Origin of the sequence: Sphingomonas sp. 4RDLI-65, from assembly GCF_049472435.1 — a bacterium.
Classification (GTDB): Bacteria; Pseudomonadota; Alphaproteobacteria; order Sphingomonadales; family Sphingomonadaceae; genus Sphingomonas.
The window spans coordinates 549,973-576,056 of record NZ_JBCEBT010000001.1; the positions used below are offsets into that span (position 1 = coordinate 549,973).

Here is a 26,084-nt window from a genome sequence, read left to right on the forward strand (position 1 = left end):
AAGGCGCAACACCCTTCTAGCTCGCGGCCCTTCTTGTTCCCCCGCGGAGGCGGAGGCCCAGGATTACAGACGATGCCGCCCGAGATCCTGGGCCCCCGCCTCCGCGGGGGAACGAGCCAGTTCCGGGCCGCCGCCGGTTTCCCCAACGAGAAGGCGCCCGTTGCAACCTTCCGCCGCATACGGCACGGGAGCCGGACCGCCTGCACGGAAGGTCCCGCTTGGCCCGCAAGTTTCTCTATTTCGTCGCCGCGATGATCGTCCTCGCGATCGCCGCATTGCTCGCCTACCGCCTGTTCGGCACGCAGTTGATGCGCGTGGCGATGGTCCCGACCGAGACGTTCCGCGCGCAACGTGAAGCCCCCCGCAACATCTACGCACGGAAGATCATGTGGCTCGCGCGGCCCGATGCGCCCGGCAACCCAGCGCTGTGGACGCCGCCCGGCTACACGCCCGGCCAGCCTGGCAAGGGCGCGGCGATCTTCTTCATCCACCCGACCTCGTACATCAACCGCGACCACTGGAACGCGCCGATCGACGATCCCGAGACCAACGCGCGGGCAGAGTTGTTCCTCCGCGGCCAGGCCAGCGCGTTCAACGAGGCCGGCGACATCTGGGCGCCGCGCTATCGCCAGGCGACGTTCGGCGCTTTCCTGACGAGCGCCGCCGAAAGCGAACGCGCGCTGGCCTTGGCATACGGCGACGTCTCTGCAGCGTTCGACCGCTTCCTCAAGGAAGCCGGCCCGAAGCGCCCGATCATCCTCGCCGGGCATAGCCAGGGCGCCCTCCACCTCACCCGCCTGCTCCGCGACCGGATCGCCACCGATCCGAAACTGAAGGCCCGGATCGTCGCGGCGTATGTCGTCGGCTGGCCCGTCTCGCGCACGACCGATCTGCCAAAGATGGGCCTCACCGAATGCCGCACGGCGGATCAGACCGGCTGCATCCTGTCGTGGGAGAGTTTCGCCGAACCCGCCGATCCGTCGTTGATCGTCGACACCTATGATCAGACGACCGGCTTCGACGGACAGCCGCGCAAGGCCACGCCGATGATCTGCACCAACCCGCTGACCGGCACCGCCGACGCGACCGCGCCCGCCACCGCCAACCTCGGCACGCTGGTGCCCTCCGCCGACCTCAAGACCGCGACGATCGCGATCGGCAGCGTCTCCGCACGCTGCGCCGACCGCGGCTTCCTGCTGATCGGCGACAGCCCGAACCTGGGCCCGTACGTGCTGCCCGGCAACAACTACCACGTCTACGACTACAGCCTGTTCTGGGCGAACATCCGCGCCGACGCCAACCGCCGCCTGAAGGCTTTCAAATGATCACGCTCTCCGCCGCGCAGTTCCGCGACGCGCTCCCCAATGGCGGCCGGCTGATCGGCCTCGACGTCGGTACCAAGACGATCGGCACCGCGCTCTGCGACGCCGGCTGGTCGTTCGCGAGCCCCGCGCTCCTGATCCGACGCACCAAGTTCCAGAAGGACAAGACCGCGCTCGCCGAGATCATCAAGGCGCAGGCGGTCGTCGGCCTCGTCATCGGCCTGCCGATCAACCTCGACGGCAGCGAGAGCCCGCGCTCGCAATCGACGCGGGCGTTCGCACAGAACCTCAAGGACATGGGCCTGCCGATTCTGCTCCAGGACGAACGCTGGTCGACCGTCGCGGTCACGCGCACGCTGATCGAACAGGATGCGAGCCGCGCCAAACGCGCCGAACTCGTCGACAAGATGGCCGCCGCCTACATCCTCCAGGGCGCGATCGACGCGCTGGTCACCGCGCAGATCTAACAGCGCAGATCTGACGTTCGCGCCACTTGCCCCCCGCCCCCGCGGCCACTATCCCGCGGCTTTAATGCGCACTTCAGATCACCGCCCCGCCGCCCTCATCGAAGGCGGCGCCGTCTTCCCGCACCGGCATCTCACCGGCATCGACGGGCTCCAGCCGCACGAGATCGCGTTCCTGCTCGACGAGGCGGAGACGTGGGTCGGCGCGAACCGGACGCATGCGACACCGGACAAGCGGCTGGCGGGCCTTACCCAGATCAACGCGTTCTTCGAGAATTCGACGCGCACGCTGCTGTCGTTCGAGATCGCCGGCAAGCGGCTTGGCGCGGACGTCGTCAACATGCATGCGGCGCAGTCTAGCGTGAAGAAGGGCGAGACGCTGATCGACACCGCGATGACGCTCAACGCGATGCGCGCCGACGTGATCGTGATCCGGCACATGTCGTCGGGCGCGGTGCGGTTGATCGCGGACAAGGTCGATTGCCCGGTACTCAACGCGGGCGACGGGCGACACGAGCATCCGACCCAAGCCTTGCTCGATGCGCTGACGATCCGGCGGCGGAAGGGCTCGATCGCGGGGCAGCGCGTCGTGATCTGCGGCGACCTGCTGCACAGCCGCGTCGCGCGCTCGAACATTCTGGCGCTGACCGCGCTCGCCGCCGAGGTCCGCGTCTGTGCGCCGTCGACGCTGATGCCGCCGATGATCGAGCGCATGGGCGTCACCGCGTTTACCGATTTCGACAAGGCGCTGGAGGGTGCGGACGTGGTGATGATGCTCCGGCTCCAGAACGAGCGGATGGACGGCGCGTACGTGCCCTCCACGCGCGAATACCGGCTGCGCTACGGCCTGACGCTCGACCGGCTGGCGAAGGCGGCGCCCGATGCGCTGGTCATGCACCCCGGCCCGATGAACCGCGGCGTCGAGATCGACTCGGCGGTCGCCGATCACGCCCGCTCGGCGATCACCGAGCAGGTCGAGATGGGGGTCGCCGTCCGCATGGCCTGCCTCGACGTGCTGACCCGAAGAGCGCGCGGCGTGGAGGGCTGGGCATGATCCTCGCCCTCACCAACGCGACGCTCGCCTGCCCCGTCGGCGGCGTGACGAAGGGCAATGTGCTCGTCCGCGACGGCGTGATCGTCGCCACCGGCATCGTCGACATTCCCTCGGATGCCGAAATTATCGACTGCGCAGGCAAGACGGTCGCACCGGGGATCGTCGATCTCGGCGTGGCCAAGGTCGACCGTGCCGCCTTCCGCGCCAGCGGGATCGTGCGGATCGGCCTCATGCCCGACCAGTCGCCGGTGCTCGACGACCCCGGCATCGTCCAGCGTGCCGCGCTGATCGGTAAGCCCGACCTGTGGATCCACCCGATCGCCGCCGCCACGCGCGGGCTCGCGGGGCACGACCTCGCCGAGATGGCGATCTGTCTGTCGGCAGGCGCGAAGGCGGTCGGGACGGGCCGGCACTGGATCGCCGACAGCGGCGTGATGCGGCGCGTGCTGGCCTATGCGCGCGACCTCGACGTGGCCGTGATCGCGCATGCCGAGGATGGCGGGCTGACCGCCGGAGCGGTCGCCACCGAGGGCGAGACGGCAACGCGGCTCGGCCTGCCCGCCGCGCCGGCGGTTGCCGAAGCACTGGCGATCGCGCGCGACCTGATGCTCGCCGAGGATACCGGCGCGCGTATTCACATCCGTCAGGTGACGACCGCGGCGGGCTTCGACCTGATCCGCGCGGCGAAGCGTCGCGGCGTGTCGGTCACGTGCGGGATCACGCCGGCGCATCTGCATCTGTCGGAGATCGCGGTCAGCGATTTCCGGTCGTTCGCGCTACTATCGCCGCCGCTTCGTGCGGAGAGCGATCGGCGGGCGGCGCTGGACGCGATCGCCGACGGGACGATCGACGTGCTGTGCTCGGGGCATGATCCGCGCGGGCCGGAGGAGAAGCGGCTGCCGTTCACCGATTCGAGCAGTGGCATGGCAGGGGCGGAGACGTTGCTACCGCTCGCGCTGATGCTGGTGCGCGACGAGTTGCTGACGCTGGAACGGGTGTTCGCACTGCTGGCGCGGAATCCGGCGCAGGTACTCGGGCTCGATACGGGGACGTTGGAGGCAGGCAAGCCAGCCGATTTGATGCTGTTCGACCAGCAAGCGCCCTGGCAGATCGTCGGAGATGCGTTCAAGGCCGAGGCGGGGAATACGCCGTTCGACGGGCTGCCGGTGCAGGGCCGCGTGTTGCGGCTGTGGAAGGGTGGCCGCGAGGTTCGGTGAGGCGCGTGCCCTACCTGTAAAACTCCACCCCGGCGAAGGCCGGGGCCCAATTGGGGCACGTTGCCAACCGAGGACTATCCTCCGTTACGCTGACCTTTCCAATTGGGCCCCAGCCTTCGCCGGAGTGGTGGTTCGATAACCGGCGTAGCCGCCAGACCGCTCTGCTTACCGCGACGCCATCTGCATCGCAGGCTTGCGCAGCCATTGTGCCATCATGTCGCCAGCGCCCTGGCGGACGAAGCAGGCGCCGCCCTTGGCGCGGTACTGGCGGCACATCGAATCCGCCGTCGTGCGACTGAAGCCACCCACCGACAGGCGATAGAATTCCTCGCCGCGAGCCTTGAAGCTCATTCCGTTCGGCGTGTAGCCGGCCAGCATCGCGAACCGGCGCGACGCGCGGCTCCAGGCGTCCTTGGCGATGCCGGCGCTGTCGAAGGCACCGAGCTGGACGTACCATGTACCCGTCGTCGGTGCGGTCACCGTGTGCGTGACAGTTGCCGCCTCGCGCTGGGCATGGCCATGCGCCGCGACCTTGATCGGTCCGCCCGCAGGACGCAGCATCATCGCCGGCAGCGACTGGACGACCTCCTGCCGAGGCCCGAACGACACCTTCGAGAAGCCCGCGCCAGCCGCGGAAACCGGCACCATCGCGGACGCCGGTACCGAAGCGACCTCGACCGGAGCCTCTTCCACGGCAGCCAGAGCCTGCGCCGGCGCGCCCGGCATGACGGGTGCGGGCGCGTTCAGTGCCAGCGCGACCGGCTGGCCGGCATCGGCCACCGTGCGGACGCCGAGCAGCCCCGCCACCTGATCCGACGCGGTCGCCGGCTGCGCGAACGCCGCCCATTGCTCGAGCCGCGCATCGACATCGGCCGGCGCCATATCCGCCGCCGCGACCACGCGTGCCTCCTGCCAACGTCCCGCCAGCGCGAAACTGAGCGCCAGGTTTTGCCGCGCCTTCGCGCTGCTCTCGAGCGAACGCGCCACTTCGGTCAGCACCACGATGCCGCCTGCGGTATCGCCCGCCAGCGCCATCGCCAGCCCGCGATCGATCGCCGGAATGATCGCCGCGTTGCTCTCCAGCGTGCGGCGTGCGGACTGCCAATCCCCGGTCGCGACCTGCGACAGAGCGAGGTTCAATGCCGCCTTGCCGTTGGTCGGCGAAAGCTGGAGCGTATCGGCGAACGCGCGCGAGGCCGAGGTGAAGCGGCCGCCCTGCAGATAGCTCTGGCCAAGCAGCATGCGGTAGTCCGCCGATTGCGGCATCAGCGCCACCGCACCCTCCGCAAAGCCGATCGCCGCCGGGCCGTCGCGCCGGGCGAGCGCGGTCTGCGCCTTGCCGGCGTCGGCCGCCGCGCCTTTCGCGGCCAGCGCGCCGCTCCGATCGCTCGCGGAGGCAACGCTGCCGCCATTGGCAGCGCAACCGACCATCGGGCCACCGAGCAGGAGCGCGGACATGCCGCCAATAAGGAGTGCGCGCGTTGTCATCGGGATGATCCCTGTTTTAACGATTTGGCTTTGGCCGGCGGCAGTTGCGCGACGAGCGCGTCCACCTCCGGCAACACGTTCAGAAAGGCGTCGAGCGCCTGCGTGACGAGTTGCTGCGACGAGAGATTGGTAACTGCGCTCGCCAGCCGCAGCCGGAGGTGGCGATCGGTGTCGAGCCGCAAAGTGAAGGCCACCTTGGCGCCCTTGGACTTCGGTGCCGTCTCGCGCCCGATCCGCGTTGCGGTGGCGATCGACACCGACGTCACCGCGACCGGCTGCGCCTCGATCTCGACCTTCAACGCCTCGCGCTCGACGAGTACGGGCGGGACCGGCCCCATGTCGTTCCAACCGAGATCGTCGGCCTCCGCAAGCGGTGCGCGCGTATCCGGAGCACGCATCGCCGGGCGCGCATCACCCTTGCGGGCCAGCAGCGACGACGACAGCGACGCGAGGGGTTTGGGCTGCGCCATGATTTCAGTTGACCACACGACGGCCGAAGCCACCCGCGGCAGGACGCTGTCCGGCGGCGGCGGGCACGCTGAATACGGTGCGGCGGAAATTCTTCTCCAGCCGGTCGCAGACATAGGTCCACAGCGCCTCGATCTCGGCGGTCGAGCGGCTCTTCGCGTCGACTTCCATCACGGTGCGGCCGTCGATCATCGAGGCGGCGAAGTCGGTGCGCTGGTGGACGATGACCGGTGCGACGGTGCCATGCTGCGACAATGCGAGCGCGGCGTCGGCGGTGATGCGGGCTTTGGGCGTCGCGGCGTTGACGACGAAGATCAGCGGCTTGCCGGCCCGCGCGCACATGTCGACCGTGGCGCCGACCGCGCGCAGATCGTGCGGGCTCGGCCGGGTCGGCACGACGATCAGCTCGGCGACCTGGATCACGCTCTGGATCGCCATCGTGATCGCCGGCGGGGTATCGATCATCGCCAGCTTGAAGCCTTGCTGGCGGAGAATTTCGAGATCGGCAGCGAGCCGCGATACGGTGGTCTGCGCGAACGCCGGCTCCTCGGCGGTGCGCTCGTTCCACCAGTCGGAGAGCGAGCCCTGCGGATCGATGTCGATCAGCACCACCGGACCATGCCCGGCACGCTCCGCCTGGACCGCGAGATGACCCGTCAAGGTCGTCTTGCCCGATCCTCCCTTCTGCGATGCGAACGCTAGAACGCGCATGTGCCCCTGACCCCTGTATTCGCGCATGGCCTTGCACGCGGTGGTCTAAGAACCGGTTAACGGCGCGTCATAATGGGTGTTTATCGAGCAAATTCGGGGCGAAAGTTGCGCGCCCCTTTGCCTTGCACGACGAACGGCGGCATGGTGGCGACGAGCGGATATGGGGTAGAGCGATGACGGTTGGGCGAAAGCTTCTCTTGGGTGCGGTCGCGACGAGCGTGCTGCTCGTCGCGGTTCCCGCCGCGGCCGACGTGAAAGCCGGCGTCGACGCCTGGGCCAAGGGCGACTTTCCCCGTGCGGTCGGCGAATGGCGCCCGCTCGCGGTGGCGGGCGATGCCGATGCGCAGTTCAATCTGGCGCAGGCCTATAAGCTCGGCCGCGGGGTGCCGCTCGATCCCGCGCTCGCCGAGAGCTGGTTCCGCAAGGCGGCGCTGCAGGGGCATCTCCAGGCCAGCGAAAATTACGGGCTCGCGCTGTTCCAGGCGGGCAAGAAGACCGATGCGCTGCCGTGGCTGGAGAAATCGGTCGCACGCGGCGAGCCGCGGACGCAGCTCGTGCTCGGCACGATGCTGTTCAACGGCGACGGCGTGCCGCGCGATTTCCCGCGGGCGTATGCGCTGATGACGCGCGCCTCCGCGTCGGGATTGCAGTCCGCCTCGCAGACGCTCGCGCAGATGGACCAGTATATCTCGCCGGCGGACCGCGAAAAGGGCACCGCGCTCGCGCAGCGATATGCGTTGCAGGCGACGTCGCCCCCGCCGCGCACGACGGGCGGCCAGACGGTGGCGCAGGCCGATACACCCTCCGCGGGCACGGCAGCGACGCCGCGGCCGACGCGCCTGCCACCGAGCTCGCTGCCGGCGCGGATTCCGGGACCGACGCGGGCGCCCGCACCCGTGCTCCCGGCGCCCGTGAGGCCCGCTCCCGCGAAGTCGACCGCGCCGAAGCCTGCCCCTGCCAAGACGGTCGCGGCCAAGCCCGCCCCTGCACCGAAACCCGTGGCGCCGCGCGCAACCGGCAAGTGGCGCATCCAGCTCGGGGCGTTCCGCGACCAGTTCAACGCCGAGAACTTGTGGAGCCGGATCGGCGGCAAGCTTCGCGGCGCACAGCCCTATTATACGAAGGCCGGCGCCGTGACGCGTCTCCAGGCTGGCGGCTTTGCTTCGAAGGCGGACGCGAACCGCGCCTGCGCGGCGGCGGGCGTGCCCTGCGTCATCGTCGCGCCGTGATGTTTCACCGATGCTGCTGATCGTCGGCACGTTCCGACTTCCACCCGGTGGCGTGTCGGCGGCCCAGGCAGCGATGGCGGCGATGATTGCCGCCAGTCGGGAGGAGGATGGCTGTATCGAGTACGCCTATGCGCTGGATGTGCTCGATCCGGGCCTGATCCGCGTCACGGAACAGTGGCGCGACCAGGCTGCGCTCGACCGTCACTTCGCCTCCGCACACCTTGCGGCCTGGCGCGCAACCTGGGGCGCACTCGGGATCACCGACCGCGACCTTCGCCGCTTCGATGCGGAATCTTCGAGCCCGACCTGATCGAGATACGCTGATCGCGACCATCGGGATCGAAATGCGGACCTCGTCGTTATGTCCCGACATCGACCGGGAGCTAGATGCATGAATTCGAAGACCTTGGCGCTGGCACTTGCCGGCGCAACGCTGTTGGCCGCGTGTTCTGGCGAGCAGCCTGCGACGACCACGACCAATGATGCGATGGCGGACAATGGCGTATCGCTGCGCAACCTCGCCGAGACGGACGTAGCCGTCCCCAAGCCAGAACAGCTTACCGTCAAGGGCCGGCTGATCCCGACCCCGTCCGATCCGACTTCGCGGCATTTCCTGCTGCGCGAACGCAAGGCCGTCGGCGGCACGATCATCGCGATCCTGCGCCAGGAGCATGACGGCAAGGTCGCCTATGCACGCACCGAGACCGATTGCGCAAACCGCCTGTTCCATGTGCTGGGCGTCGGCCCCAACCGCGCTCTGGTCGAGACGAACGTCGCGCATGACGGCCCGCTGCGGCCGATCAAGGGCCTGCCGTTGCGTGAGGAACTGGCAACGTACGTCTGCGAAGCGAGCGGAACGCCGCTGGCGAAGGGGTAACCAAATCCAGGTCGGCGATCGTACAGGCCGCCGACCACCCTATTCCGTCATCCTGGGCTTGACCCAGGATCCAGTGCCAAGGGGAACATCGCCTGTGGCTCTGGATCCTGACTTTCGTCAGGATGACGTACTTGGATTACTCCAAAACCCAATCGCGTTTCGCGATACCCTGCGCATAGAGTAGCGCCGTCAGATCCCCATGATCGATCCGCGCAGCCGCAGCCGCAGCGACGATCGGCTTGGCGTGATACGCCACCCCCAAACCCGCCGCCTCGATCATCGCTAGGTCGTTCGCGCCATCACCGACCGCGAGCGACTCCTCGACCGTAATTCCCCGCTCGGCAATCGCAGCCCGCAACGTCGTCAGCTTCGTGTTCGAGCCGACGATCGGCTTGGTCACCGTCCCCGTCAGCACGCCGCCGTCGATCTCCAGCACGTTGGCGATCGCGCGATCGAAGCCGATCGCTTTCGCCACCGGCTCGGCGAACCGCGTGAAGCCGCCAGACACCAGCACCGCCAGCGCCCCGCGCGCACGCATCGTCCGCGCCAATGCCTTCGCGCCCGGCATGATCGTGACGCGCTCGGCGAGGCAGCGTTCGATGTCGCTCTCCGCCAGCCCCTTCAGCAGCGCCACGCGCGCATCCAGCGCTGCCTCGAAATCGAGTTCGCCGCGCATCGCGCGCTCGGTGATCTCCGCGATCTGCGGCTTGATCCCGGCATAGTCCGCCAGTTCGTCGATGCACTCGACGGTGATCATCGTCGAGTCCATGTCGGCGACGAGCAGTTTCTTCGTGCGCGCAAGGCTCGACTGCACGACCACGTCCGCACCCGAGAAAGCGCCCTCAAGCGCAACCCGAGCAGTATCCGGCGCCATCCCGAAGATCAGATCCGCCGCATCGCCCTCGTCGATCCACCCGCTCACCCCCGGTGCGCAGCCGGCATCGCGCAGGCGGTCCATCGCGGTCGAAATATCGCCTGCGGTCAGCGTGCCCGAGGCTATAAGCGTTGCCGTGAACATAAATTCCCTTCCGAAGGTCGCGCTCATCGCAGGGCCGACCGCGAGCGGCAAGTCCGCGCTCGCGCCCGCCATCGCCGCGCGCCACGACGGCGTCGTCATCAACGCCGACTCCGCGCAGGTCTATGCCGACCTCCGCATCCTCACCGCGCGCCCTTCGGTCGAAGAAGAGGCGAGCGCCCCGCACAAGCTGTTCGGCCATGTCGACGCCGCCGACGCGACCTACTCCGCCGCGCGCTGGGCCGCCGAAGCGACGCAGTCGATCCGCGACACGCTCGCCGAAGGAAAGCTGCCGATCCTGGTAGGTGGCACCGGACTCTATATCCGCACCTTGCTCGACGGCATCGCCCCCGTCCCCGCAATCGACCCGGCCCTCCGCGAGCAAGTCCGCGCCCTCCCCGTCGCCGAAGCGCACGCCGCGCTCGCGCAACTCGACCAGCATGCCGCCCAGAAACTGAACGCAGCCGATACCACCCGCGTCGCTCGCGCGCTCGAAGTCGTTCGTGGCACCGGTCGCACGCTCGCCGACTGGCAGAAGGACAAGGTCGGCGGGATCGGCGAGACGATCGACGTCCGCGCGCTGATCCTGATCCCGGACCGCGACTGGCTCGACGCGCGCATCGACCAGCGCTTCGCCGAGATGGCCGACACCAGCCGCGAAGAAATCACCGCACTCCTCGCCCGCACCGACATCCCGCACGACGCCCCCATCCGCCGCGCGATCGGTGTGCCTGAGATGACTGCGCTCGTCCGTGCCGAGACCTCGAAACCAGAAGCCATCGCCGCTGGATCGCTCGCCACGCGCCGTTACGCCAAGCGCCAATACACCTGGCTCCGACACCAGCCGCCCGCCGCCTGGCCCCGCACCGAAGCCCTCGATCTCCCAACGCGCTTGCAGCAATTTGAAACTATATTGCTCAAATGATGTTTGACACGCATCTTTTATATCGGTAGCCGGCCCTTCCACGAGACGCTAAAGGCAGCGTTCTCGCAAAGGATGATTTGAAATGACCGAGAAGAGTGGAGCCGATATCCTGATCGAGGCGCTGTGCGATCTCGGTGTGGAGGTCGTCTTCGGCTATCCGGGTGGTGCCGTGCTGCCGATCTACGACGCGTTGTTTCGCTCGGGTCGGATCAAGCACATTCTGGTGCGCCACGAACAGGCCGCGACGCATGCGGCCGAGGGTTACGCGCGCTCGACCGGCAAGCCCGGCGTGGTGCTCGTCACCTCGGGCCCGGGCGCGACCAACGCGGTCACCGGCATCACCGACGCGCTGATGGATTCGATCCCGATGGTCGTGATCACCGGTCAGGTGCCGACCGCGCTGATCGGCACCGACGCGTTCCAGGAGGCCGATACCGTCGGCATCACGCGCCATTGCTCAAAGCACAACTATCTCGTGAAGGATCCCGCCAAGCTCGGCGACGTGATCCACGAGGCATTCCACATCGCCACCTCGGGGCGTCCGGGGCCGGTGGTCGTCGACATCCCCAAGGACGTGCAGGTCGCGACCGCGCGCTACAAGAAGCCCGGCCCGATCCAGCACAAGACCTATCGCCCACAGGTGAAGGCCGACCAGTCGCAGATCGAGCAGCTCGTCGACATGCTCGCCGCGGCCGAACGGCCGATCCTGTACACCGGCGGCGGCATCATCAATTCGGGTCCGGCCGCAAGCCAGTTGCTGTGCGAACTCGTCCGCATCACCGGCGCGCCGGTGACGTCGACGCTGATGGGCCTTGGCGCCTATCCCGCGTCCGGCCCGCAGTGGCTCGGCATGCTCGGGATGCACGGCACGTACGAGGCGAACATGGCGATGAACCAGGCCGACCTCGTCGTCGCGCTAGGCTCGCGCTTCGACGACCGCGTGACGGGGCGCTTGGACGCGTTCAGCCCGAACTCGCGCAAAGTGCATATCGACATCGACCGCTCGTCGGTGAACAAGACGGTGCGCGTCGATCTCGGCATCATCGCCGATGTCGGTCATGCGCTCGAGGACATGGTCCGGATCTGGAAGAGCCGCCAGCACCCCAAGCCCGACACGACCGACTGGCAGCGTCGGATCGCCGGCTGGCGCGCGGTGAAGTGTCTCGATTTCCCCGAGAACGATCCGAACGAGATCATGCCGCAGCGTGCGATCCGGGCGCTGTTCGACGCGACGCACGCCCAGTCGCCGATCATCACGACGGAGGTCGGCCAGCACCAGATGTGGGCGGCGCAGCATTTCGGGTTCGAGAAGCCGAACAAGTGGCTGACCAGCGGTGGTCTCGGCACGATGGGCTATGGCCTGCCCGCCGCGATCGGCGCGCAGCTCGGCAATCCGAATGCGCTGGTGATCGACATCGCCGGCGAGGCGTCGATCCAGATGAACATCCAGGAGCTGGCGACCGCCACGCAATACCGGTTGCCGGTGAAAATCTTCATCCTCAACAACCAGTATATGGGCATGGTCCGCCAGTGGCAGGAGCTCACCTATGAGAGCCGCTACGCCGAGAGCTATTCGGACTCGCTCCCTGATTTCGTAAAGCTCGGCGAGGCGTATGGCTGGAAGGGCATCCTGATCGAGACGCGCGACCAGCTCGATAGCGGGATCGCCGAGATGCTCGCCTACGATGGCCCGGTGATTGTCGACTGCCGCGTGTCGCAGCTGACGAATTGCTTCCCGATGATCCCGTCGGGGGCTGCGCATACCGACATGATCCTGCAGGCCAACGAAGTGTCCGGCACGATGGACGACGAAGCGAAGGCGCTGGTGTGATGGCGCAGTCACTTCTTCCCCCCTCCCGCACGCGGGAGGGGCCGGGGGTGGGCTCGCGCTCAATCCCGACCGGCATCGCCTGCGGCCATCCGCGCGCCCACCCCCTACCCCCTCCCGCAAGCGGGCGGGGGGGAGACTGAACCATGCACATTTCCCAGGAAAAGGCCGAGCGGCACACGCTCGCCGTCATCGTCGACAACGAACCGGGCATCCTCGCCCGGATCGCCGGCCTGTTCACCGCGCGCGGCTATAATATCGAGAGCCTGACGGTGAGCGAGATCACCGCGGACAAGTCGGTCAGCCGGATCACCATCGTCACCAGCGCATCGCCGGCGACGATGGAGCAGATCCTGGCGCAGCTCGACCGGCTGGTGCCGGTGCACAAGGTCACCGACCTGACCGCACAGGGCGCGCACGTCGAACGCGAGCTCGCGCTGGTGAAGGTCCGCGGCACCGGCGATCACCGGATCGAGGCGCTGCGCCTCGCCGACGTCTACCGGGCGCGCGTGGTCGATGCGACGACGTCGAGCTTCGTGTTCGAGGTCACCGGCGGGATCGACAAGATCGACAAGTTCGTCGAACTTATGGGTGAAGTCGGTCTGATCGAAGTCGCTCGAACCGGCATCGTCGCAATCGCCCGCGGCAAAGAGCCGGCTTAAGCCTCTCCGCTAAATTAGTTTTGTTCTCCCGCGAAGGCGGGAGCCCAGCCTGGACCTCCGCCTTCGCGGAGGGACACACCTTATCGAAAGGACCATTCCAATGCGTGTCTATTACGATCGCGACGCCGACCTGAACCTCATCACCGACAAGAAGATCGCGATCGTCGGTTACGGCTCGCAGGGCCACGCCCACGCGCAGAACCTCCGCGATTCCGGCGTCAAGGACGTCGCGATCGCACTCCGCGAAGGCTCGGCCACCGCCAAGAAGGCGATCGAGGCCGGTTTCGCGGTCAAGTCGAACAAGGAAGCCGCCGCCTGGGCGGACATCGTCATGATCCTCGCCCCCGACGAGCATCAGGCGGCGATCTATGCTGCCGACCTGCACGACAATCTCAAGCAGGGCGCGACGATCGCGTTCGCCCACGGCCTCAACGTGCATTTCGGCCTGATCGAGCCGCGCGCCGATCTCGACGTCATCATGATCGCGCCCAAGGGGCCCGGCCACACCGTGCGCAGCGAATATGTCCGCGGCGGCGGCGTGCCCTGCCTGATCGCGATCGACCAGGACAAGTCGGGCAACGCGCACGACATCGCGCTGGCGTACGCATCGGGCGTCGGCGGCGGTCGCTCGGGCATCATCGAGACCAACTTCCGCGAGGAATGCGAGACCGACCTGTTCGGCGAACAGGCCGTGCTGTGCGGCGGCATCACCCACCTGATCCAGGCCGGGTTCGAGACGCTGGTCGAAGCCGGCTACGCGCCCGAAATGGCGTATTTCGAGTGCCTCCACGAGACCAAGCTGATCGTCGACCTGCTGTACGAGGGCGGCATCGCCAACATGCGCTACTCGATCTCGAACACGGCCGAATATGGCGACATCACGACGGGGCCGCGGATCATCACCGCGGAGACCAAGGCCGAAATGAAGCGCGTGCTGGCCGACATCCAGTCGGGTCGGTTCGTGAAGAACTTCATCCTCGATAACCGTGCGGGGCAGCCTGAGCTGAAGGCGGCGCGGAAGCAGGCGCTGGCGCATCCGATCGAGAAGATCGGGTCGGAACTGCGCGGGATGATGCCTTGGATTGGGAAGAATGCGCTGGTCGACAAGGCGAAGAACTGACGCGAGCGCGCGAAAGCGCGTGAGCGCGGCCGGCACGGCGGAGCCAGCCCACAGGGCGCGGCTTCGCCGGGTCCGACGGGCGGGCGTGAGGAAAGTGCCTGGCTCGAAGTCACGTCCAACCCCATCCCACCCCGGCGAAGGCCGGGGCCCAGTTGGGGGACGTTGCTAACGGACGACGACGCTCCGTTACCTCGACCTTTCCAACTGGGCCCCGGCCTTCGCCGGGGTGGTGGCGTTTTGGGGGAAGCGTCAATCGCAGCCTATCCCGTTCCTTCGCGAACGCGGGGGGCCAGGGTCTTGGGCGGTGATCGTGGTTCAGCTGTTCCCCCGCGTCCGCGGGGGAACAAAGCTGGCGGTGCACTCTACCGCGCGCGCGCGCGCGCGCCCCCCACCGACCCAAATCCGAAACACAGCGTTGGCATAACGCCGTTTGACGCGCCCCCTCCCCTCGGCCAGCATCGCGCGTCAAACAGGAGACCCCGCATGCGCCTAGTCCTAGCCACCATCCTCGCCCTCACCGCCGCGCCCATCATGGCGCAGAGCGCAGCCATCCCTGGCGCCCCCGTCAAGGCGCGCGTCGCCGCCGGCACGTACGCGGTCGACCCCAACCACACCCAAGTCACGTGGCAGGTCAACCACATGGGCTTCTCGATGCTCGAAGGGCAGCTCGGCGCGTCGGGGGGCAGCATCACGATTGATCCCGCCAAGCCGAATGCGACCAAGGTCGAAGTGAACTTCGCGATCGACCAGCTTTCGGTCACCTCGGCACCGTTCGCTGGCCATCTGAAGTCGAAGGACTTCTTCGACGCCGCGACCTACCCGACCGCCAAGTTCGTCTCGACCAAGGTCGTCGCGACCGGCGACAAGGCGACGATCACCGGCGACCTCACGCTCAAAGGCGTCACCAAGCCCGTCGTGCTCCAGGCGACCTTTATCGGCGCGGGCGCGAACCCGATGAACAAGAAGCTGAACTTCGGCTTCCGCGCGACGACCTCGATCAAGCGCAGCGACTTCAACATCGGCGCCTACGCCCCGGTGGTGTCGGACAAGGTCGACCTGACGATCAACGCGGCGTTCTCCGCGCAATAATCTGTCCCCGCGCTCCCGAGGAGCGCAATCAACACTTAAATATCCTATCGCGCTGGACACGGGACGTGTCCGCGCGATAGGACGCCATCAATGACGTATGGCCGCCTCCTGCTGCTTCGACTTACGCGCCCTTAGGCGCGCCGATCGTTTGCGCGGTGGCCATGCCCCGCGCCTCGCGCCTAAGGGCTGACCCGAACGCTCCCGACGATACGAGAGACACGAGCCATGCTGCGCGACCCATCGACCAAATACCGACCCTTCCCGCAAGTCGACCTGCCCGACCGCCAATGGCCGTCGAAGACCATCGTCAAGCCACCCCGCTGGCTCTCCACCGATCTGCGCGACGGCAACCAGGCGCTGATCGATCCGATGGATGCCGAGAAGAAGACACGCTTCTTCGATCTGCTCTGCAAGGTCGGGCTGAAGGAGATCGAGGTCGGTTTCCCGAGCGCCGGCGCGACCGAATTCGACTTCATTTCCGGGCTGGTGAAGACCGGCCGCATCCCCGACGACGTGTCGATCCAGGTGCTCACCCAGTCGCGCCGCGACCTGATCGAGACGAGCTTCGCCAGCCTGGTCGGCGCGAAGACCGCGATCGTGCATCTCTACAACGCCGTCTCCCCCGCTTGGCGCAAGATCGTGTTCGGGATGGACCGCGCGCAGGTGAAGCAGATCGCGATCGATGGCGCCAAGGTGCTGCGCGACGAAGCCGCCAAGCAGCCGAACGTCCGCTGGCAGTTCGAATACAGCCCCGAGACCTTCTCGACCGCCGAACTCGATTTCTCATTGGAGGTCTGCGAGGCGGTGATGGACGTCCTCATGCCGACGCCCGAGAATCCGATCATCTTCAATCTGCCCGCCACCGTCGAATGCGCGACGCCGAACATCTATGCCGACCAGATCGAATGGTTCGGGCGGCACATCCGCAACCGTGACGCGGTGGCGATCAGCCTGCACACGCACAACGACCGCGGCACCGGCGTCGCGGCGGCGGAGCTCGGGATGATGGCAGGTGCGGACCGGGTCGAGGGCTGCCTGCTCGGCAATGGCGAGCGCACCGGCAATTGCGATCTCGTGACCGTCGCGCTCAACATGTACACGCAAGGGGTGGACCCTAAGCTCGACCTGTCGGACATCGACGGCGTCGTGAACACGGTCAATTACTGCACCAACATCCCCGTCCACCCGCGCACGCCCTATGCCGGCGACCTGGTGTTCACCGCGTTTTCGGGGTCGCATCAGGACGCGATCAAGAAGGGCTTCGCGGCGCAGGAGGCGAAGAACGACACGTTGTGGGAGGTGCCGTATCTGCCCATCGACCCCGCCGATCTGGGTCGCAGCTACGAGGCGGTGATCCGCGTGAACTCGCAGTCGGGCAAGGGCGGCGTCGCCTGGGTGATCGAGCAGGACAAGGGACTGAAGCTGCCCAAGCGGTTGCAGGCGGACTTCAGCCGCCACGTCCAGGCCTATGCCGACGAGACCAGCCGCGAGCTGAATGCGGCGGACATCTGGGGCCTGTTCGAGCGGACCTACATGCCGCAGGCCGACGACCGCGTGGAGTTGCGCGATTACGAGGAGAGCGGCGCATCGGGGCAGCGCGTGTTCATCGGCCGCGTTGCGATCGATGGCGAGGAGCGGTCGATCTCCGGGCGCGGCAACGGGCTGATCTCGGGTGTTATCGCGGCGATCGCGGAGTCGACCGGGCCGACGCTCGACGTCGTGGACTATAACGAGCACGCGATCGGCCACGGTGCGGACGCACAGGCGGCGGCCTATGTCGAATGCCGGACCGCCGAGGGCAAGACGGTGTTCGGGGTCGGCATGGACACCGACATCGCCACCGCCTCGGTCCGCGCGGTATTGTCGGCCGCGAACCGCGCATAACGCACACCTCCCTCTCCCCTCCGGGGAGAGGGTCGGGGAGAGGSSCMGCCAAGCAGCGCAGCGCTCGGAACAGCCCCTCACCCCAGCCCCCTCCCCGGAGGGGAGAGGGAGCAGTTCGCGTAATCCTCCCCGGCACGGGGAGGGGGACCGCCGCGTACTTGCGCGGGGGTGGAGGGGGGCTTCCCCAAGCGCAACGCCCGCGGCAAGCCCCCACCACCAGCTACGCTGGTCTCCCTCCCCGCGTGCGGGGAGGATCAGCGGGTGCGGACGATCTCGCAACCTACACGAGCGTCCGGATAGACGTCGGCCTTCACCGTGCGGACCTTGACCCGCCTCACCCGCTCGTCCGCCAGGCATAGCCCGGCGATCGCCTCGCAGAGCGTCTCCTGCAACGCGATCGGCCGCTCCGCCACCATCGCCAGGATCCCCGCCCGCACGAAGTCGTAATCGAGCACTTCCCCGATCGCATCCTCGCCGAGTGGCTTCGGATACACGACCGTCATCTCGACCGAGACGACCACGCGTTGCGGCGCGACCTCGTGCGGATGGATGCCGAGCCGCATCATGACCTCGAGCCCGTCGAGGATCGTCGTGAACTCAGCCATTGCGCCCCCCAAGATCCCGATCGAACATCACGTCGCCGTCGCGCTTCAGAAACCGCTGCCCGCAATCGACGAACACATTCTGCCCCGTCACACCCTTCGCGGTGAGCAGCCACGCCACCGCGTCCGCCACCGCCTCCGCACCGACCGGTCGCCCGAGCAGATTGTCGCTCGCCACCGCCGCGAACTCCGCGTCGGTCTGGTCGCCACTCGGCAGCGTCAACCCCGGCGACACAGCGTTCACCGCAATCCGTGGCCCAAGCGCCTGTGCCAGCATCGTCGTCGCCCCCTCCAGCGCGATCTTCCCGCAGCTATACGAGAAGAAGTCCGGGTTCAGGTTCGCCACCTTCTGGTCGAGCACATTGACCACCGCGCTCTCCGCGACGTCATCCTGCGATGCGAGCGCGGACGCCAGCAAAACCGGCGCGCCGCAATTGATCGCGCCAAGCTCGGCGAACAGCACGGGATCGACGCCCGGCGGCCGATCGAACTCGAACCGCGAGGCACAGTTCACCAGCCCGTCGATCGGTCCGCCAATCGCAGCCCGCGCCTCTGCGAACAGGTCGCCGATCGCACTCAGGTCGCTCAGGTCGCCTGCCACCGCCGCGGCACGACCGCCCTTGCCAACGATCTCCGCGACCAGCGCCGCCGCCTCGTCCCGCGAATGTCCCTGGTGCACGACCACCGCGTGGCCATCCGCCGCCAGCCGCCGCACGATCGCCGCGCCCAGCCGCTTCGCCCCGCCCGTGACCAGCACCGTCCGCATCAGGCGCGCTGTCCCATCAACGCCAGCACTTCCTTGCGGCTGCGTTCGTCGTCGCGGAACACGCCCATCATCCGGCTCGTCACCATCGTCACACCGGGCGTGCGGACACCGCGCGCGGTCATGCAGGCATGGCTCGCCTCGATCACTACCGCGACGCCCTGCGGCTTGAGATTGTCCCAGATGCAGTCCGCCACTTCCGCGGTCAGCCGCTCCTGCACCTGCAACCGCCGTGCGAACCCGTGCAGCACGCGCGCGAGCTTCGAGATGCCGACGACATGGTTGCGCGGCAGGTACGCGATGTGCGCCTTGCCGATGATCGGCGCCATGTGGTGTTCGCAATGCGACTGGAACGGGATGTCCTTCAGCAGCACGATCTCGTCATAGCCGCCGACCTCCTCGAACACGCGGTCGAGGTGTTTCGCCGGATCGTCGCCATAGCCCGCGCAATATTCCTTCCACGCACGTGCAACACGACGCGGCGTATCGACCAGCCCCTCGCGGGTCGGATCGTCGCCTGCCCAGCGGATCAGCGTACGGATCGCCGACGCTACGTCTTCGGGCACAATCACCTTCCCGTCGGGCCCCAGCGTATCGCCCGCCACGTGCGGCCCCTCGGACCCGTTCAATTCATCCCGCATCGCAACACCCTTTGTCAGCATACCCAAACATCGGAATAAGGGTCCTTTTTTGCAACTGTTTCATTTCAGCAACGTCTCGTAAATCCCCGTAATTCGAGCATCAAAAAGCGTTGACGACCGTTTTCTTTCGTCGTTACTTTGCCATACCCGATAATCGAAATCGTGAACGACACAGATCGACGCGGTTCAGGGAGAGGATAGACCATGGCTAAGTTCGAATTGCTCGCCGCGTCGGCGATGATACTCCTGCCTGTTGTTCCCGCACTTGCCCAGACCGCGCCGCCCACGCCGGTGCAGAATAGCGCACCACCCGAGGCAGCACCGACACCGCCACCCGCCGCCGACCTGTATGGCTCGCAGGATATCGTCGTCACCGCGCAGCGCCAGTCCCAGCGGTTACAAGATGTTCCGATTGCAGTGAGCGCTTTTACCGCTGACACGATCTCGAAACAGCAGATCGTCAATCCGATCGCCTTGCAGCAGACGCTGCCGAACGTCACCTTCACCAAGACCAACTTCACCACGTCGAGCTTTACGATCCGCGGGATCGGCGATCTGTGCGTCGGCGCGACCTGCGACCAGGCGACCGCGATCCACGTCAACGACATGCCGCTCGTCACCACGCGCCTGTTCGAGAGCGAGTTCTTCGACCTCGAGCGGATCGAGGTGTTGCGCGGGCCGCAGGGTACGTTGTTCGGCCGCAACGCGACCTCGGGCGTGGTCAATTTCATCACCGCCAAGCCCGACCTGTCGGGCATCCACGCCGCCGCCGAGGCCGAATACGGCAATTACGATTCGAAGCGTGCGCGCGCGATGATCAACCTGCCCTTCACCGACACGCTCGGCATCCGCGTCGCGGGCACCTATCTCAACCGCGACGGCTATACCAAGAACACCTATGACGGCTCCAAGATCGACGGCCGAGACCTGTATTCGATCCGTGGCACGCTGTCGTGGGAGCCGACCAGCGACACGCGCATCGACCTGATCGGCTATTATTTCCGCGAGAAGGATAACCGCAGCCGTATCCAGAAGCAGCTCTGCCACCGCGATCCGACGGGTATTCTCGGGTGCCTGCCCGACCGGCTGGCGAACGAGACGCCGAACGGCAATTCGACGCTGGCCGCGACGGTCGCCTCGACGCAGTATTTCGGGATCGCGGGCACGCAGCTCGGCCATCCCGAGATCGCCGCGATCGGCCTGCAGAACCTCTACGCGGCCGACACCTATGCTGGCGTGGTCAATCCCGGTGACGTCCGCACCGTCCGGATCGATTCCAACCCGACCTATTTCGCCGAGGAGGAGCAATATACCGCCAAGATCTTCCACGATTTCGGTCCGGTCTCGTTCAACTTCACCGGTGGCTTCGCGCGCAACACCGTCGACAGCACGACCGACTTCAACCTGGCCGTCGAGAATGGGCTGGCAACCAATGTCGGGCTGAACACACTGAACGCGATCGGCCGCCCCGGCGTCGTAATCCCGTTGCCCGGCGGCGCGCTGGTCAACACCGGCTATCTCAACGGCGTCCGCTCCGTGCTGATCCCCAACGGACCTGCCGGCGGCGTCTGCCAGTCGGGTGCCGATCCGACCGGCGTCGGCGTGTTCGGCGGCAACGGGATCGGCTGTTACGCCCAGAGCCTCGACGTCGATCGGTCGCGCCAGGTGAACCGGCAATATTCGGCGGAAGCGCACATCGACAGCTCGTTCGACGGCATGTTCAACTTCCTGCTGGGCGGCATCTACGTCGACTCGCGCAGCCAGAACACCGACTATTTCGTCAACGCGTTCGGGCTGGACTACGCCTCCGGCGTGCTCGGCGCGGCCAGCTCGGCGGCGATCCCCGGCGTGGCGGGCAACGCGTTCCTCGCCACGCCCTTCTACCGCAACGACGGCGACGATTTCCGGCTGAAATCCTACGGCATCTTCGGCGAGACGTATTTCGAGTTCAACGACAAGCTGAAACTGACGCTCGGCCTGCGCTACAACCACGACAAGAAGGAGGTGAAGGCCCGTAACATCACGTTGAACGTCCTCACCCCGATCGGCGCCTCCAACATCACGCAAGGGTTGAACTACGCGGCCACCGATTTCGATTCGACGCGCGCGGGCGTGCAGGAATATGCGCTCGACCAGGTCAGTTTCTCGCGGCTGACCGGCCGCGCCGTGATCGACTACCGGATCACGCCGAACAACCTGATCTACGCGTCGTATTCGCGCGGCTATAAATCGGGCGGTATTAACCCGCCGCTGCCCGCGAACTTCTCGGTACCGACGACGTTCACGCCAGAGAAGATCGACTCGTTCGAGATCGGCTCGAAGAACAGCTTCGGCAATGGCGCGTTGCGGCTCAACGTCACCGGCTTCTATTATAAATACAAGCAGTTGCAGCTCAGCCGGATCGTCGCGCGGACCGCAGTCAACGACAATGTCGATGCCAATGTCTACGGCGTCGAGGCGGAGGCGATCCTCAGCCCGATCCCGGCGTTCGTCGTCAACATGAACGCGAGCTACCTGCACAGCGAGGTGTCAGCGGACAAGTTCCTGGTAAACCCGCGCGATCCGTCGGGCGGGCGCTCGGACGCGGTGATCATCAAGGACCTGCAAAGCGCCGCCAATTGCGCGGTCGTGCCGACCACCGCGGGCAGCATCGTTGCGGTCAACACCTATGTCGCGGCGGTGAACTCGGGGCTGGGCCTGCGGGCGCCGACGGCAATCCCGTCGACCAACACGACCGGCGCCTACAGCCTGTGCTCGGTGCTTGCGTCGACCGCGGCCAATCCATCCGCGCCGCTCCGCGCGCTGTTCGGGGTGCCGACCGGCGCGCTGCCGTTCAGCGTGATCGACGGCGTCGGCGTCAACATCCGTGGGGGGAAGCTGCCGCAGGCGCCGACCTACAAATTTTCGGCGGGTGCACAGTACACGATCGGCTTCGGCAACGGCATGTCGTTCGTGCCGCGCGTCGATCTCAACTATACCGGCGGCTTCTCGGCCTCGATCTTCAACCAGCTGGTCGACCGGGTACAGGGTTACGAGGTGGTCAATGCGCAGGTGCAGCTGAACGGCGCCGACGACCGCTGGTTCCTGCGCGGCTTCGTACAGAATCTGACCAACAACGATTCGATTACGGGGCAAGCGGTCGGCGACCAGTCGTCGGGGCTGTTCACCAACATCTTCACGATCGACCCGCGGCGCTACGGGATCGCGGCCGGGTTCAAGTTCTGAGGGACGACTAAGACTATCCTCCCCCTGGCGGGGGAGGATCACACGCCGCCTTCGTCATCCTGGCGATGTGCAGTACGATACCCGGCGCAAACCGAACCGGGGCGACCGACGCTCGCTTGCCCTCACCCTTCCCACGGCGAAGACGCCGCGGGCCCCTTCCCTCTCCCGTCGGGAGAGGGAGAGACGCCGAAGGCGGCGAGGGTGAGAGCACGGCCTGCAGACCGACAGCCTGGAACCATCACAACCGCGGTTAGCGGTTCAGCCGCTCCGCATGCCAGGCGACGTGATCCGCCATGAAGGTCGAGATGAAATTGTAGCTGTGGTCGTACCCGGGCTGCATCCGCAGCGTCAGGTCGATCCCCGCCGCGGCGCATGCTTCTGCCAGCAACTCCGGCTTCAGCTGTTCGACAAGGAAGCCATCCGCATCGCCCTGATCGATCAGGATGTCCGCCACCCGCGCGCCGTCCTCGATCAGCGCACACGCGTCATACGCGCGCCACGCCGTCCGGTCCGCCCCGAGATACCCGCCAAGCGCCTTCTCGCCCCAGGGACACTGAAGCGGCGAGACGATCGGCGCGAACGCCGACACGCTCCGAAACCGCTCCGGATTACGCAGCGCGATCGTCAGTGCACCGTGCCCGCCCATCGAGTGCCCGAATATCCCCTGCCGCGTCATGTCCGCCATCGGAAACTCCGCGCCGATCAACGCCGGCAGTTCGTCCTCGACATAGGACCGCATCCGGAAGGTCTTCGCCCAAGGCTCCTCGGTCGCATCGACGTAGAAGCCAGCGCCCTTACCGAAGTCATACGCCTCGTCATCCGGCACGTCGTCCCCGCGCGGCGACGTATCTGGCGCCACCAGGATTACCCCCAGCTCGGAACACGCCCGCCGATACTCGCCCTTGTCCATAACGTTGGCATGCGTGCAGGTCAGCCCCGACAGGAACCACAGCACCGGCAACCGTGCGCCTTCGTCATGCGGCGGCACGTGGACGGCGAAGGTCATGTCGGTGCCGGTCGCGGTTGAGGCGTGGCGGTACACGCCCTGGATGCCGCCATAGGCCTTGCTGGTAGAGATGGTCTCCATCACGCGACCCGGTGCGCGGCGCACAGCTTGTTACCCGATGGATCGCGCAGATAGGCGAGATACAGCGTGCGGCCGGCGGTACCCTGGCGGATACCGGGCGAGTCCTCGCACGCGGTCGCGCCGTTCGCGAGCCCCGCCGCGTGCCACGCATCCGCTGCTTCTGGCGAGGCTGCGACGAAGCCCATCGTGCTGCCGTTACCATGGCTCGCCGGCTGCCCGTCGATCGGCCGCGTGATCAGGAAGCGACCGCCAGCGTGCGCATAGACCACCCGTCCCCATTCATCGACGACGCCCTCGGGAACGCCGAGCGCGCCCAGGCTCGCGTCGTAGAACACTTTCGACGCCGCGATATCGTCGGCGCCGAGCATGATATGGCTGAACATCCGCGCGTCCTCAGTAGATCACGACGGAGCGGATGCTCTCGCCGGCGTGCATCAGGTCGAAGCCCTTGTTAATCTCGTCGAGCGTCAGCCGGTGTGTGATCATCGGGTCGATCTCGATCATCCCGTTCATGTACCAGTCGACGATCTTCGGCGTATCCGTCCGCCCACGCGCGCCGCCGAACGCCGTCCCGCGCCAGTTGCGCCCGGTGACCAGCTGGAACGGTCGCGTCGAGATCTCCTTGCCCGCCTCGGCCACGCCGATCACGATCGAGGTGCCCCAGCCGCGATGGCACGCCTCCAGCGCCTGCCGCATGACGGTCGTGTTGCCGGTCGCGTCGAACGTATAGTCCGCGCCGCCATCGGTCAGCGCGACGATGTGGTGCACGATATCCCCCACATCCTTCGGATTGGCGAAGTGCGTCATGCCGAAGCGCCGGCCCCATTCCTCGCGGTCGGGATTGATGTCGACACCGACGATCATCCCCGCGCCCGCCAGCCGCGCGCCCTGGATCACGTTCAGCCCGATCCCGCCAAGCCCGAACACGACGACCGTGTCGCCCGGCTGGACCTTGGCCGTGTGCACCACCGCGCCGACGCCGGTGGTCACGCCGCAGCCGACGTAACACGAGGTATCGAACGGCGCGTCCTCGCGGATCTTCGCGACCGCGATCTCGGGCAGGACCGTGAAGTTCGAGAAAGTCGAGCAGCCCATATAGTGGAAGATCGGCTGGCCCTTGTAGCTGAACCGGGTCGTGCCGTCGGGCATCAGCCCCTTCCCTTGCGTCGCGCGGATCGCGGTGCACAGGTTGGTCTTACCGCTGAGGCACGACTTACACTGGCGACATTCGGGCGTGTAGAGCGGGATGACATGATCGCCGACCGCGACGCTGGTCACCCCCGCGCCCACTTCGCGGACGATGCCGGCGCCTTCATGGCCCAGCACGCTCGGAAACAACCCTTCCGAATCAAGCCCGTCGAGCGTGTACGCATCGGTATGGCAGATGCCGGTCGCCATGATTTCGACGAGGACTTCACCGAATTTCGGCCCCTCGAGGTCGAGTTCGACGATCTCGAGCGGTTTTTTTGCCTCGAAGGCTACGGCGGCGCGGGTCTTCATCGGTCGGTCTCCTTGATTGCCGCCCTGATGCCCCTCGCGCCTCGCCTCCGCAACCCGCCGCCGATGCAACCAATGCCGCTTTCCCGCGCTTGATCCTTTCAAATCAAGGAGATGGCGCGATGAAGGATCCTAAGAAGGGCGACGAGGTCACCTGGAAATCGCACGGCGGCGAGGCGCACGGCACGGTCGAGAAGAAGCAGACCACCGACACGAAGATCAAGGGCCACACCGTCAAGGCCTCCAAGGAGGAGCCGCAGTTCATCGTAAGGAGTGACAAGGGCGGCAAGGCAGCGCACAAGGCGGACGCGCTCACCAAGGCGTGACCACGCGCGCAGTGCCTAACGTACGCGCGCAACAGGAAGGAATGCTTATGGCTACAGCTCCCAAGACCGGCGGCATCCACGCCCCCGTCCAGCCCTCTCCCGAGCTCGGCGAGATCGTCGGCAACGACAAGCTGCCGCGCAGCGAAGTGATCAGCAAGGTGTGGGTCTACATCAAGGCCAACAACCTCCAGAATCCCGAGAACAAGCGCGAGATTCTGGCTGACGAAAAACTGAAGAAGGTCTTCGGGCGTGACAAGTGCACGATGTTCGAGATGAACAAGTACATCTCGCAGCACGTCAAGGCCTAACCGCCAGCACTGCACGGCAAGCGGCGACGGGGCATCGACAGCGATACCCGTCGCCCCTTGATACTCTCTACCCTATTACTGTTACCTGGTGGCGGCTACCTAGTCGCCCTGGCCCTTGGCGGCCTACAATGACGCTTGGCAGATCGCGAACCAGACGCTTGATCGCCTCATCCGACCGTCGTACTGCGCAACCGGATGCCCCCGTAGCTCAGCCGGATAGAGCGACGGTTTCCTAAACCGTAGGCCGCGTGTTCAAATCTCGCCGGGGGCACCAGTTTTTCA

26 protein-coding genes and 1 tRNA gene are annotated in these 26,084 nt (G+C 66.6%); 17 read left to right on the forward strand and 10 right to left on the reverse strand.

Translation table 11 applies throughout. The annotated features are described in order from the left end of the window. The first annotated feature begins 218 nt into the window (after nucleotides 1-218). The 4 genes from VH567_RS02345 to VH567_RS02360 all read left to right on the forward strand — a co-directional run bounded on the left by VH567_RS02345 (nucleotide 219) and on the right by VH567_RS02360 (nucleotide 4,057). Nucleotides 219-1,325: a DUF3089 domain-containing protein gene (locus VH567_RS02345; RefSeq protein WP_423322833.1), complete on the forward strand. Its 1,107-nt coding sequence runs from the start codon at nucleotides 219-221 to the stop codon at nucleotides 1,323-1,325. After that, a complete protein-coding gene (gene ruvX, locus VH567_RS02350) occupies nucleotides 1,322-1,789 on the forward strand; it encodes a Holliday junction resolvase RuvX (RefSeq protein WP_132898100.1) in 468 nt (155 codons plus the stop codon). Before VH567_RS02345 ends, ruvX begins: the two co-directional genes overlap by 4 nt. A 64-nt stretch (nucleotides 1,790-1,853) precedes the next feature. Next, nucleotides 1,854-2,840: an aspartate carbamoyltransferase catalytic subunit gene (locus VH567_RS02355; RefSeq protein WP_056048137.1), complete on the forward strand. Its 987-nt coding sequence runs from the start codon at nucleotides 1,854-1,856 to the stop codon at nucleotides 2,838-2,840. Continuing rightward, entirely contained in the window at nucleotides 2,837-4,057 is a 1,221-nt protein-coding gene (locus tag VH567_RS02360) for a dihydroorotase (RefSeq protein ID WP_423322836.1), read from the forward strand. The genes VH567_RS02355 and VH567_RS02360 overlap by 4 nt, the downstream gene beginning before the upstream one ends. A gap of 165 nt (nucleotides 4,058-4,222) precedes the next feature. Here the strand turns inward: VH567_RS02360 and VH567_RS02365 are convergent, their stop codons facing one another. Genes VH567_RS02365 through VH567_RS02375 form a run of 3 tightly spaced genes read right to left on the reverse strand, consistent with a single transcriptional unit; the run spans nucleotide 4,223 to nucleotide 6,724 of the window. Further along, the gene (locus VH567_RS02365) at nucleotides 4,223-5,545 is read right to left on the reverse strand and encodes an SPOR domain-containing protein (protein WP_423322838.1); all 1,323 of its coding nucleotides are present in this window, start codon (nucleotides 5,543-5,545) and stop codon (nucleotides 4,223-4,225) included. After that, complete coding sequence (locus VH567_RS02370; protein ID WP_423323685.1) at nucleotides 5,542-6,015, reverse strand: hypothetical protein; 474 nt, start codon at nucleotides 6,013-6,015, stop codon at nucleotides 5,542-5,544. The genes VH567_RS02365 and VH567_RS02370 overlap by 4 nt, the downstream gene beginning before the upstream one ends. 4 nt (nucleotides 6,016-6,019) lie before the next feature. Continuing rightward, a complete protein-coding gene (locus VH567_RS02375) occupies nucleotides 6,020-6,724 on the reverse strand; it encodes an AAA family ATPase (RefSeq protein ID WP_423322840.1) in 705 nt (234 codons plus the stop codon). A gap of 173 nt (nucleotides 6,725-6,897) precedes the next feature. Here VH567_RS02375 and VH567_RS02380 point away from each other — a divergent pair, with 173 nt between their 5' ends. From VH567_RS02380 to VH567_RS02390, 3 genes are all read left to right on the forward strand, one after another. After that, nucleotides 6,898-7,953 (forward strand): SPOR domain-containing protein, encoded by a 1,056-nt coding sequence (locus VH567_RS02380; protein ID WP_423322842.1) that lies wholly within the window; start codon nucleotides 6,898-6,900, stop codon nucleotides 7,951-7,953. Nucleotides 7,954-7,963: 10 nt separating this feature from the next. Beyond that, the gene (locus tag VH567_RS02385; protein ID WP_423322844.1) at nucleotides 7,964-8,263 is read left to right on the forward strand and encodes a putative quinol monooxygenase; all 300 of its coding nucleotides are present in this window, start codon (nucleotides 7,964-7,966) and stop codon (nucleotides 8,261-8,263) included. An 81-nt stretch (nucleotides 8,264-8,344) separates the two neighbouring features. Next, on the forward strand, nucleotides 8,345-8,830 hold the full coding sequence (locus VH567_RS02390) for a hypothetical protein (RefSeq protein WP_423322846.1): 486 nt from the start codon (nucleotides 8,345-8,347) through the stop codon (nucleotides 8,828-8,830). 136 nt (nucleotides 8,831-8,966) lie between these two features. Here VH567_RS02390 and serB read toward each other — a convergent pair whose 3' ends face one another. Next, on the reverse strand, nucleotides 8,967-9,848 hold the full coding sequence (serB, locus tag VH567_RS02395; RefSeq protein ID WP_423322847.1) for a phosphoserine phosphatase SerB: 882 nt from the start codon (nucleotides 9,846-9,848) through the stop codon (nucleotides 8,967-8,969). On the opposite strand from serB, the gene miaA reads away from it, so the two are divergent. From miaA to leuA, 6 genes are all read left to right on the forward strand, one after another. After that, nucleotides 9,841-10,770, forward strand: a complete 930-nt coding sequence (miaA, locus tag VH567_RS02400; RefSeq protein WP_423322849.1) for a tRNA (adenosine(37)-N6)-dimethylallyltransferase MiaA — start codon at nucleotides 9,841-9,843, stop codon at nucleotides 10,768-10,770. The two genes, serB and miaA, sit on opposite strands and share 8 nt — an antisense overlap. Before the next feature lie 82 nt (nucleotides 10,771-10,852). Continuing rightward, nucleotides 10,853-12,601, forward strand: coding sequence for an acetolactate synthase 3 large subunit (locus tag VH567_RS02405; protein ID WP_107961894.1), 1,749 nt, complete (start codon nucleotides 10,853-10,855; stop codon nucleotides 12,599-12,601). Nucleotides 12,602-12,744: 143 nt separating this feature from the next. Then, nucleotides 12,745-13,260, forward strand: a complete 516-nt coding sequence (ilvN, locus tag VH567_RS02410) for an acetolactate synthase small subunit (RefSeq protein ID WP_056057922.1) — start codon at nucleotides 12,745-12,747, stop codon at nucleotides 13,258-13,260. A gap of 100 nt (nucleotides 13,261-13,360) precedes the next feature. Next, the gene (gene ilvC / locus VH567_RS02415; RefSeq protein ID WP_093397093.1) at nucleotides 13,361-14,380 is read left to right on the forward strand and encodes a ketol-acid reductoisomerase; all 1,020 of its coding nucleotides are present in this window, start codon (nucleotides 13,361-13,363) and stop codon (nucleotides 14,378-14,380) included. Between the two features lie 483 nt (nucleotides 14,381-14,863). Next, nucleotides 14,864-15,469: a YceI family protein gene (locus VH567_RS02420; RefSeq protein ID WP_423322852.1), complete on the forward strand. Its 606-nt coding sequence runs from the start codon at nucleotides 14,864-14,866 to the stop codon at nucleotides 15,467-15,469. A 225-nt stretch (nucleotides 15,470-15,694) separates the two neighbouring features. Beyond that, nucleotides 15,695-17,353 (forward strand): 2-isopropylmalate synthase, encoded by a 1,659-nt coding sequence (gene leuA / locus VH567_RS02425; RefSeq protein ID WP_093397090.1) that lies wholly within the window; start codon nucleotides 15,695-15,697, stop codon nucleotides 17,351-17,353. Nucleotides 17,354-17,607: 254 nt separating this feature from the next. On the opposite strand, the gene VH567_RS02430 is transcribed toward leuA, so the two are convergent. From VH567_RS02430 to folE, 3 genes are read right to left on the reverse strand one after another with little or no spacing between them, the layout of a single operon-like run. Next, a complete protein-coding gene (locus tag VH567_RS02430; RefSeq protein ID WP_423322854.1) occupies nucleotides 17,608-17,958 on the reverse strand; it encodes a dihydroneopterin aldolase in 351 nt (116 codons plus the stop codon). Then, the gene (locus VH567_RS02435) at nucleotides 17,951-18,721 is read right to left on the reverse strand and encodes an SDR family NAD(P)-dependent oxidoreductase (protein WP_423322856.1); all 771 of its coding nucleotides are present in this window, start codon (nucleotides 18,719-18,721) and stop codon (nucleotides 17,951-17,953) included. The genes VH567_RS02430 and VH567_RS02435 overlap by 8 nt, the downstream gene beginning before the upstream one ends. Next, complete coding sequence (gene folE, locus VH567_RS02440; RefSeq protein ID WP_423322858.1) at nucleotides 18,721-19,359, reverse strand: GTP cyclohydrolase I FolE; 639 nt, start codon at nucleotides 19,357-19,359, stop codon at nucleotides 18,721-18,723. The genes VH567_RS02435 and folE overlap by 1 nt, the downstream gene beginning before the upstream one ends. Before the next feature lie 204 nt (nucleotides 19,360-19,563). Between folE and VH567_RS02445 the strand changes: the two genes are divergently transcribed. Next, nucleotides 19,564-22,584: a TonB-dependent receptor gene (locus tag VH567_RS02445; RefSeq protein WP_423322860.1), complete on the forward strand. Its 3,021-nt coding sequence runs from the start codon at nucleotides 19,564-19,566 to the stop codon at nucleotides 22,582-22,584. A gap of 250 nt (nucleotides 22,585-22,834) precedes the next feature. Here the strand turns inward: VH567_RS02445 and fghA are convergent, their stop codons facing one another. The 3 genes from fghA to VH567_RS02460 are packed head-to-tail and all read right to left on the reverse strand — an operon-like array spanning nucleotide 22,835 to nucleotide 25,171. Beyond that, on the reverse strand, nucleotides 22,835-23,671 hold the full coding sequence (gene fghA / locus VH567_RS02450; RefSeq protein WP_423322862.1) for an S-formylglutathione hydrolase: 837 nt from the start codon (nucleotides 23,669-23,671) through the stop codon (nucleotides 22,835-22,837). Next, complete coding sequence (locus tag VH567_RS02455; protein ID WP_423322864.1) at nucleotides 23,671-24,054, reverse strand: VOC family protein; 384 nt, start codon at nucleotides 24,052-24,054, stop codon at nucleotides 23,671-23,673. Before VH567_RS02455 ends, fghA begins: the two co-directional genes overlap by 1 nt. A gap of 10 nt (nucleotides 24,055-24,064) precedes the next feature. After that, entirely contained in the window at nucleotides 24,065-25,171 is a 1,107-nt protein-coding gene (locus VH567_RS02460; RefSeq protein ID WP_423322866.1) for an S-(hydroxymethyl)glutathione dehydrogenase/class III alcohol dehydrogenase, read from the reverse strand. 119 nt (nucleotides 25,172-25,290) lie between these two features. Between VH567_RS02460 and VH567_RS02465 the strand changes: the two genes are divergently transcribed. The 3 genes from VH567_RS02465 (at nucleotide 25,291) to VH567_RS02475 (ending at nucleotide 26,076) form a co-directional block, all read left to right on the forward strand. Next, nucleotides 25,291-25,494, forward strand: coding sequence for a DUF2945 domain-containing protein (locus VH567_RS02465; RefSeq protein WP_056482645.1), 204 nt, complete (start codon nucleotides 25,291-25,293; stop codon nucleotides 25,492-25,494). A gap of 47 nt (nucleotides 25,495-25,541) precedes the next feature. Further along, entirely contained in the window at nucleotides 25,542-25,802 is a 261-nt protein-coding gene (locus VH567_RS02470) for an SWIB/MDM2 domain-containing protein (RefSeq protein ID WP_056411383.1), read from the forward strand. A gap of 197 nt (nucleotides 25,803-25,999) precedes the next feature. Next, nucleotides 26,000-26,076: transfer RNA gene (locus VH567_RS02475), tRNA-Arg, on the forward strand. Nucleotides 26,077-26,084: the final 8 nt, after the last annotated feature.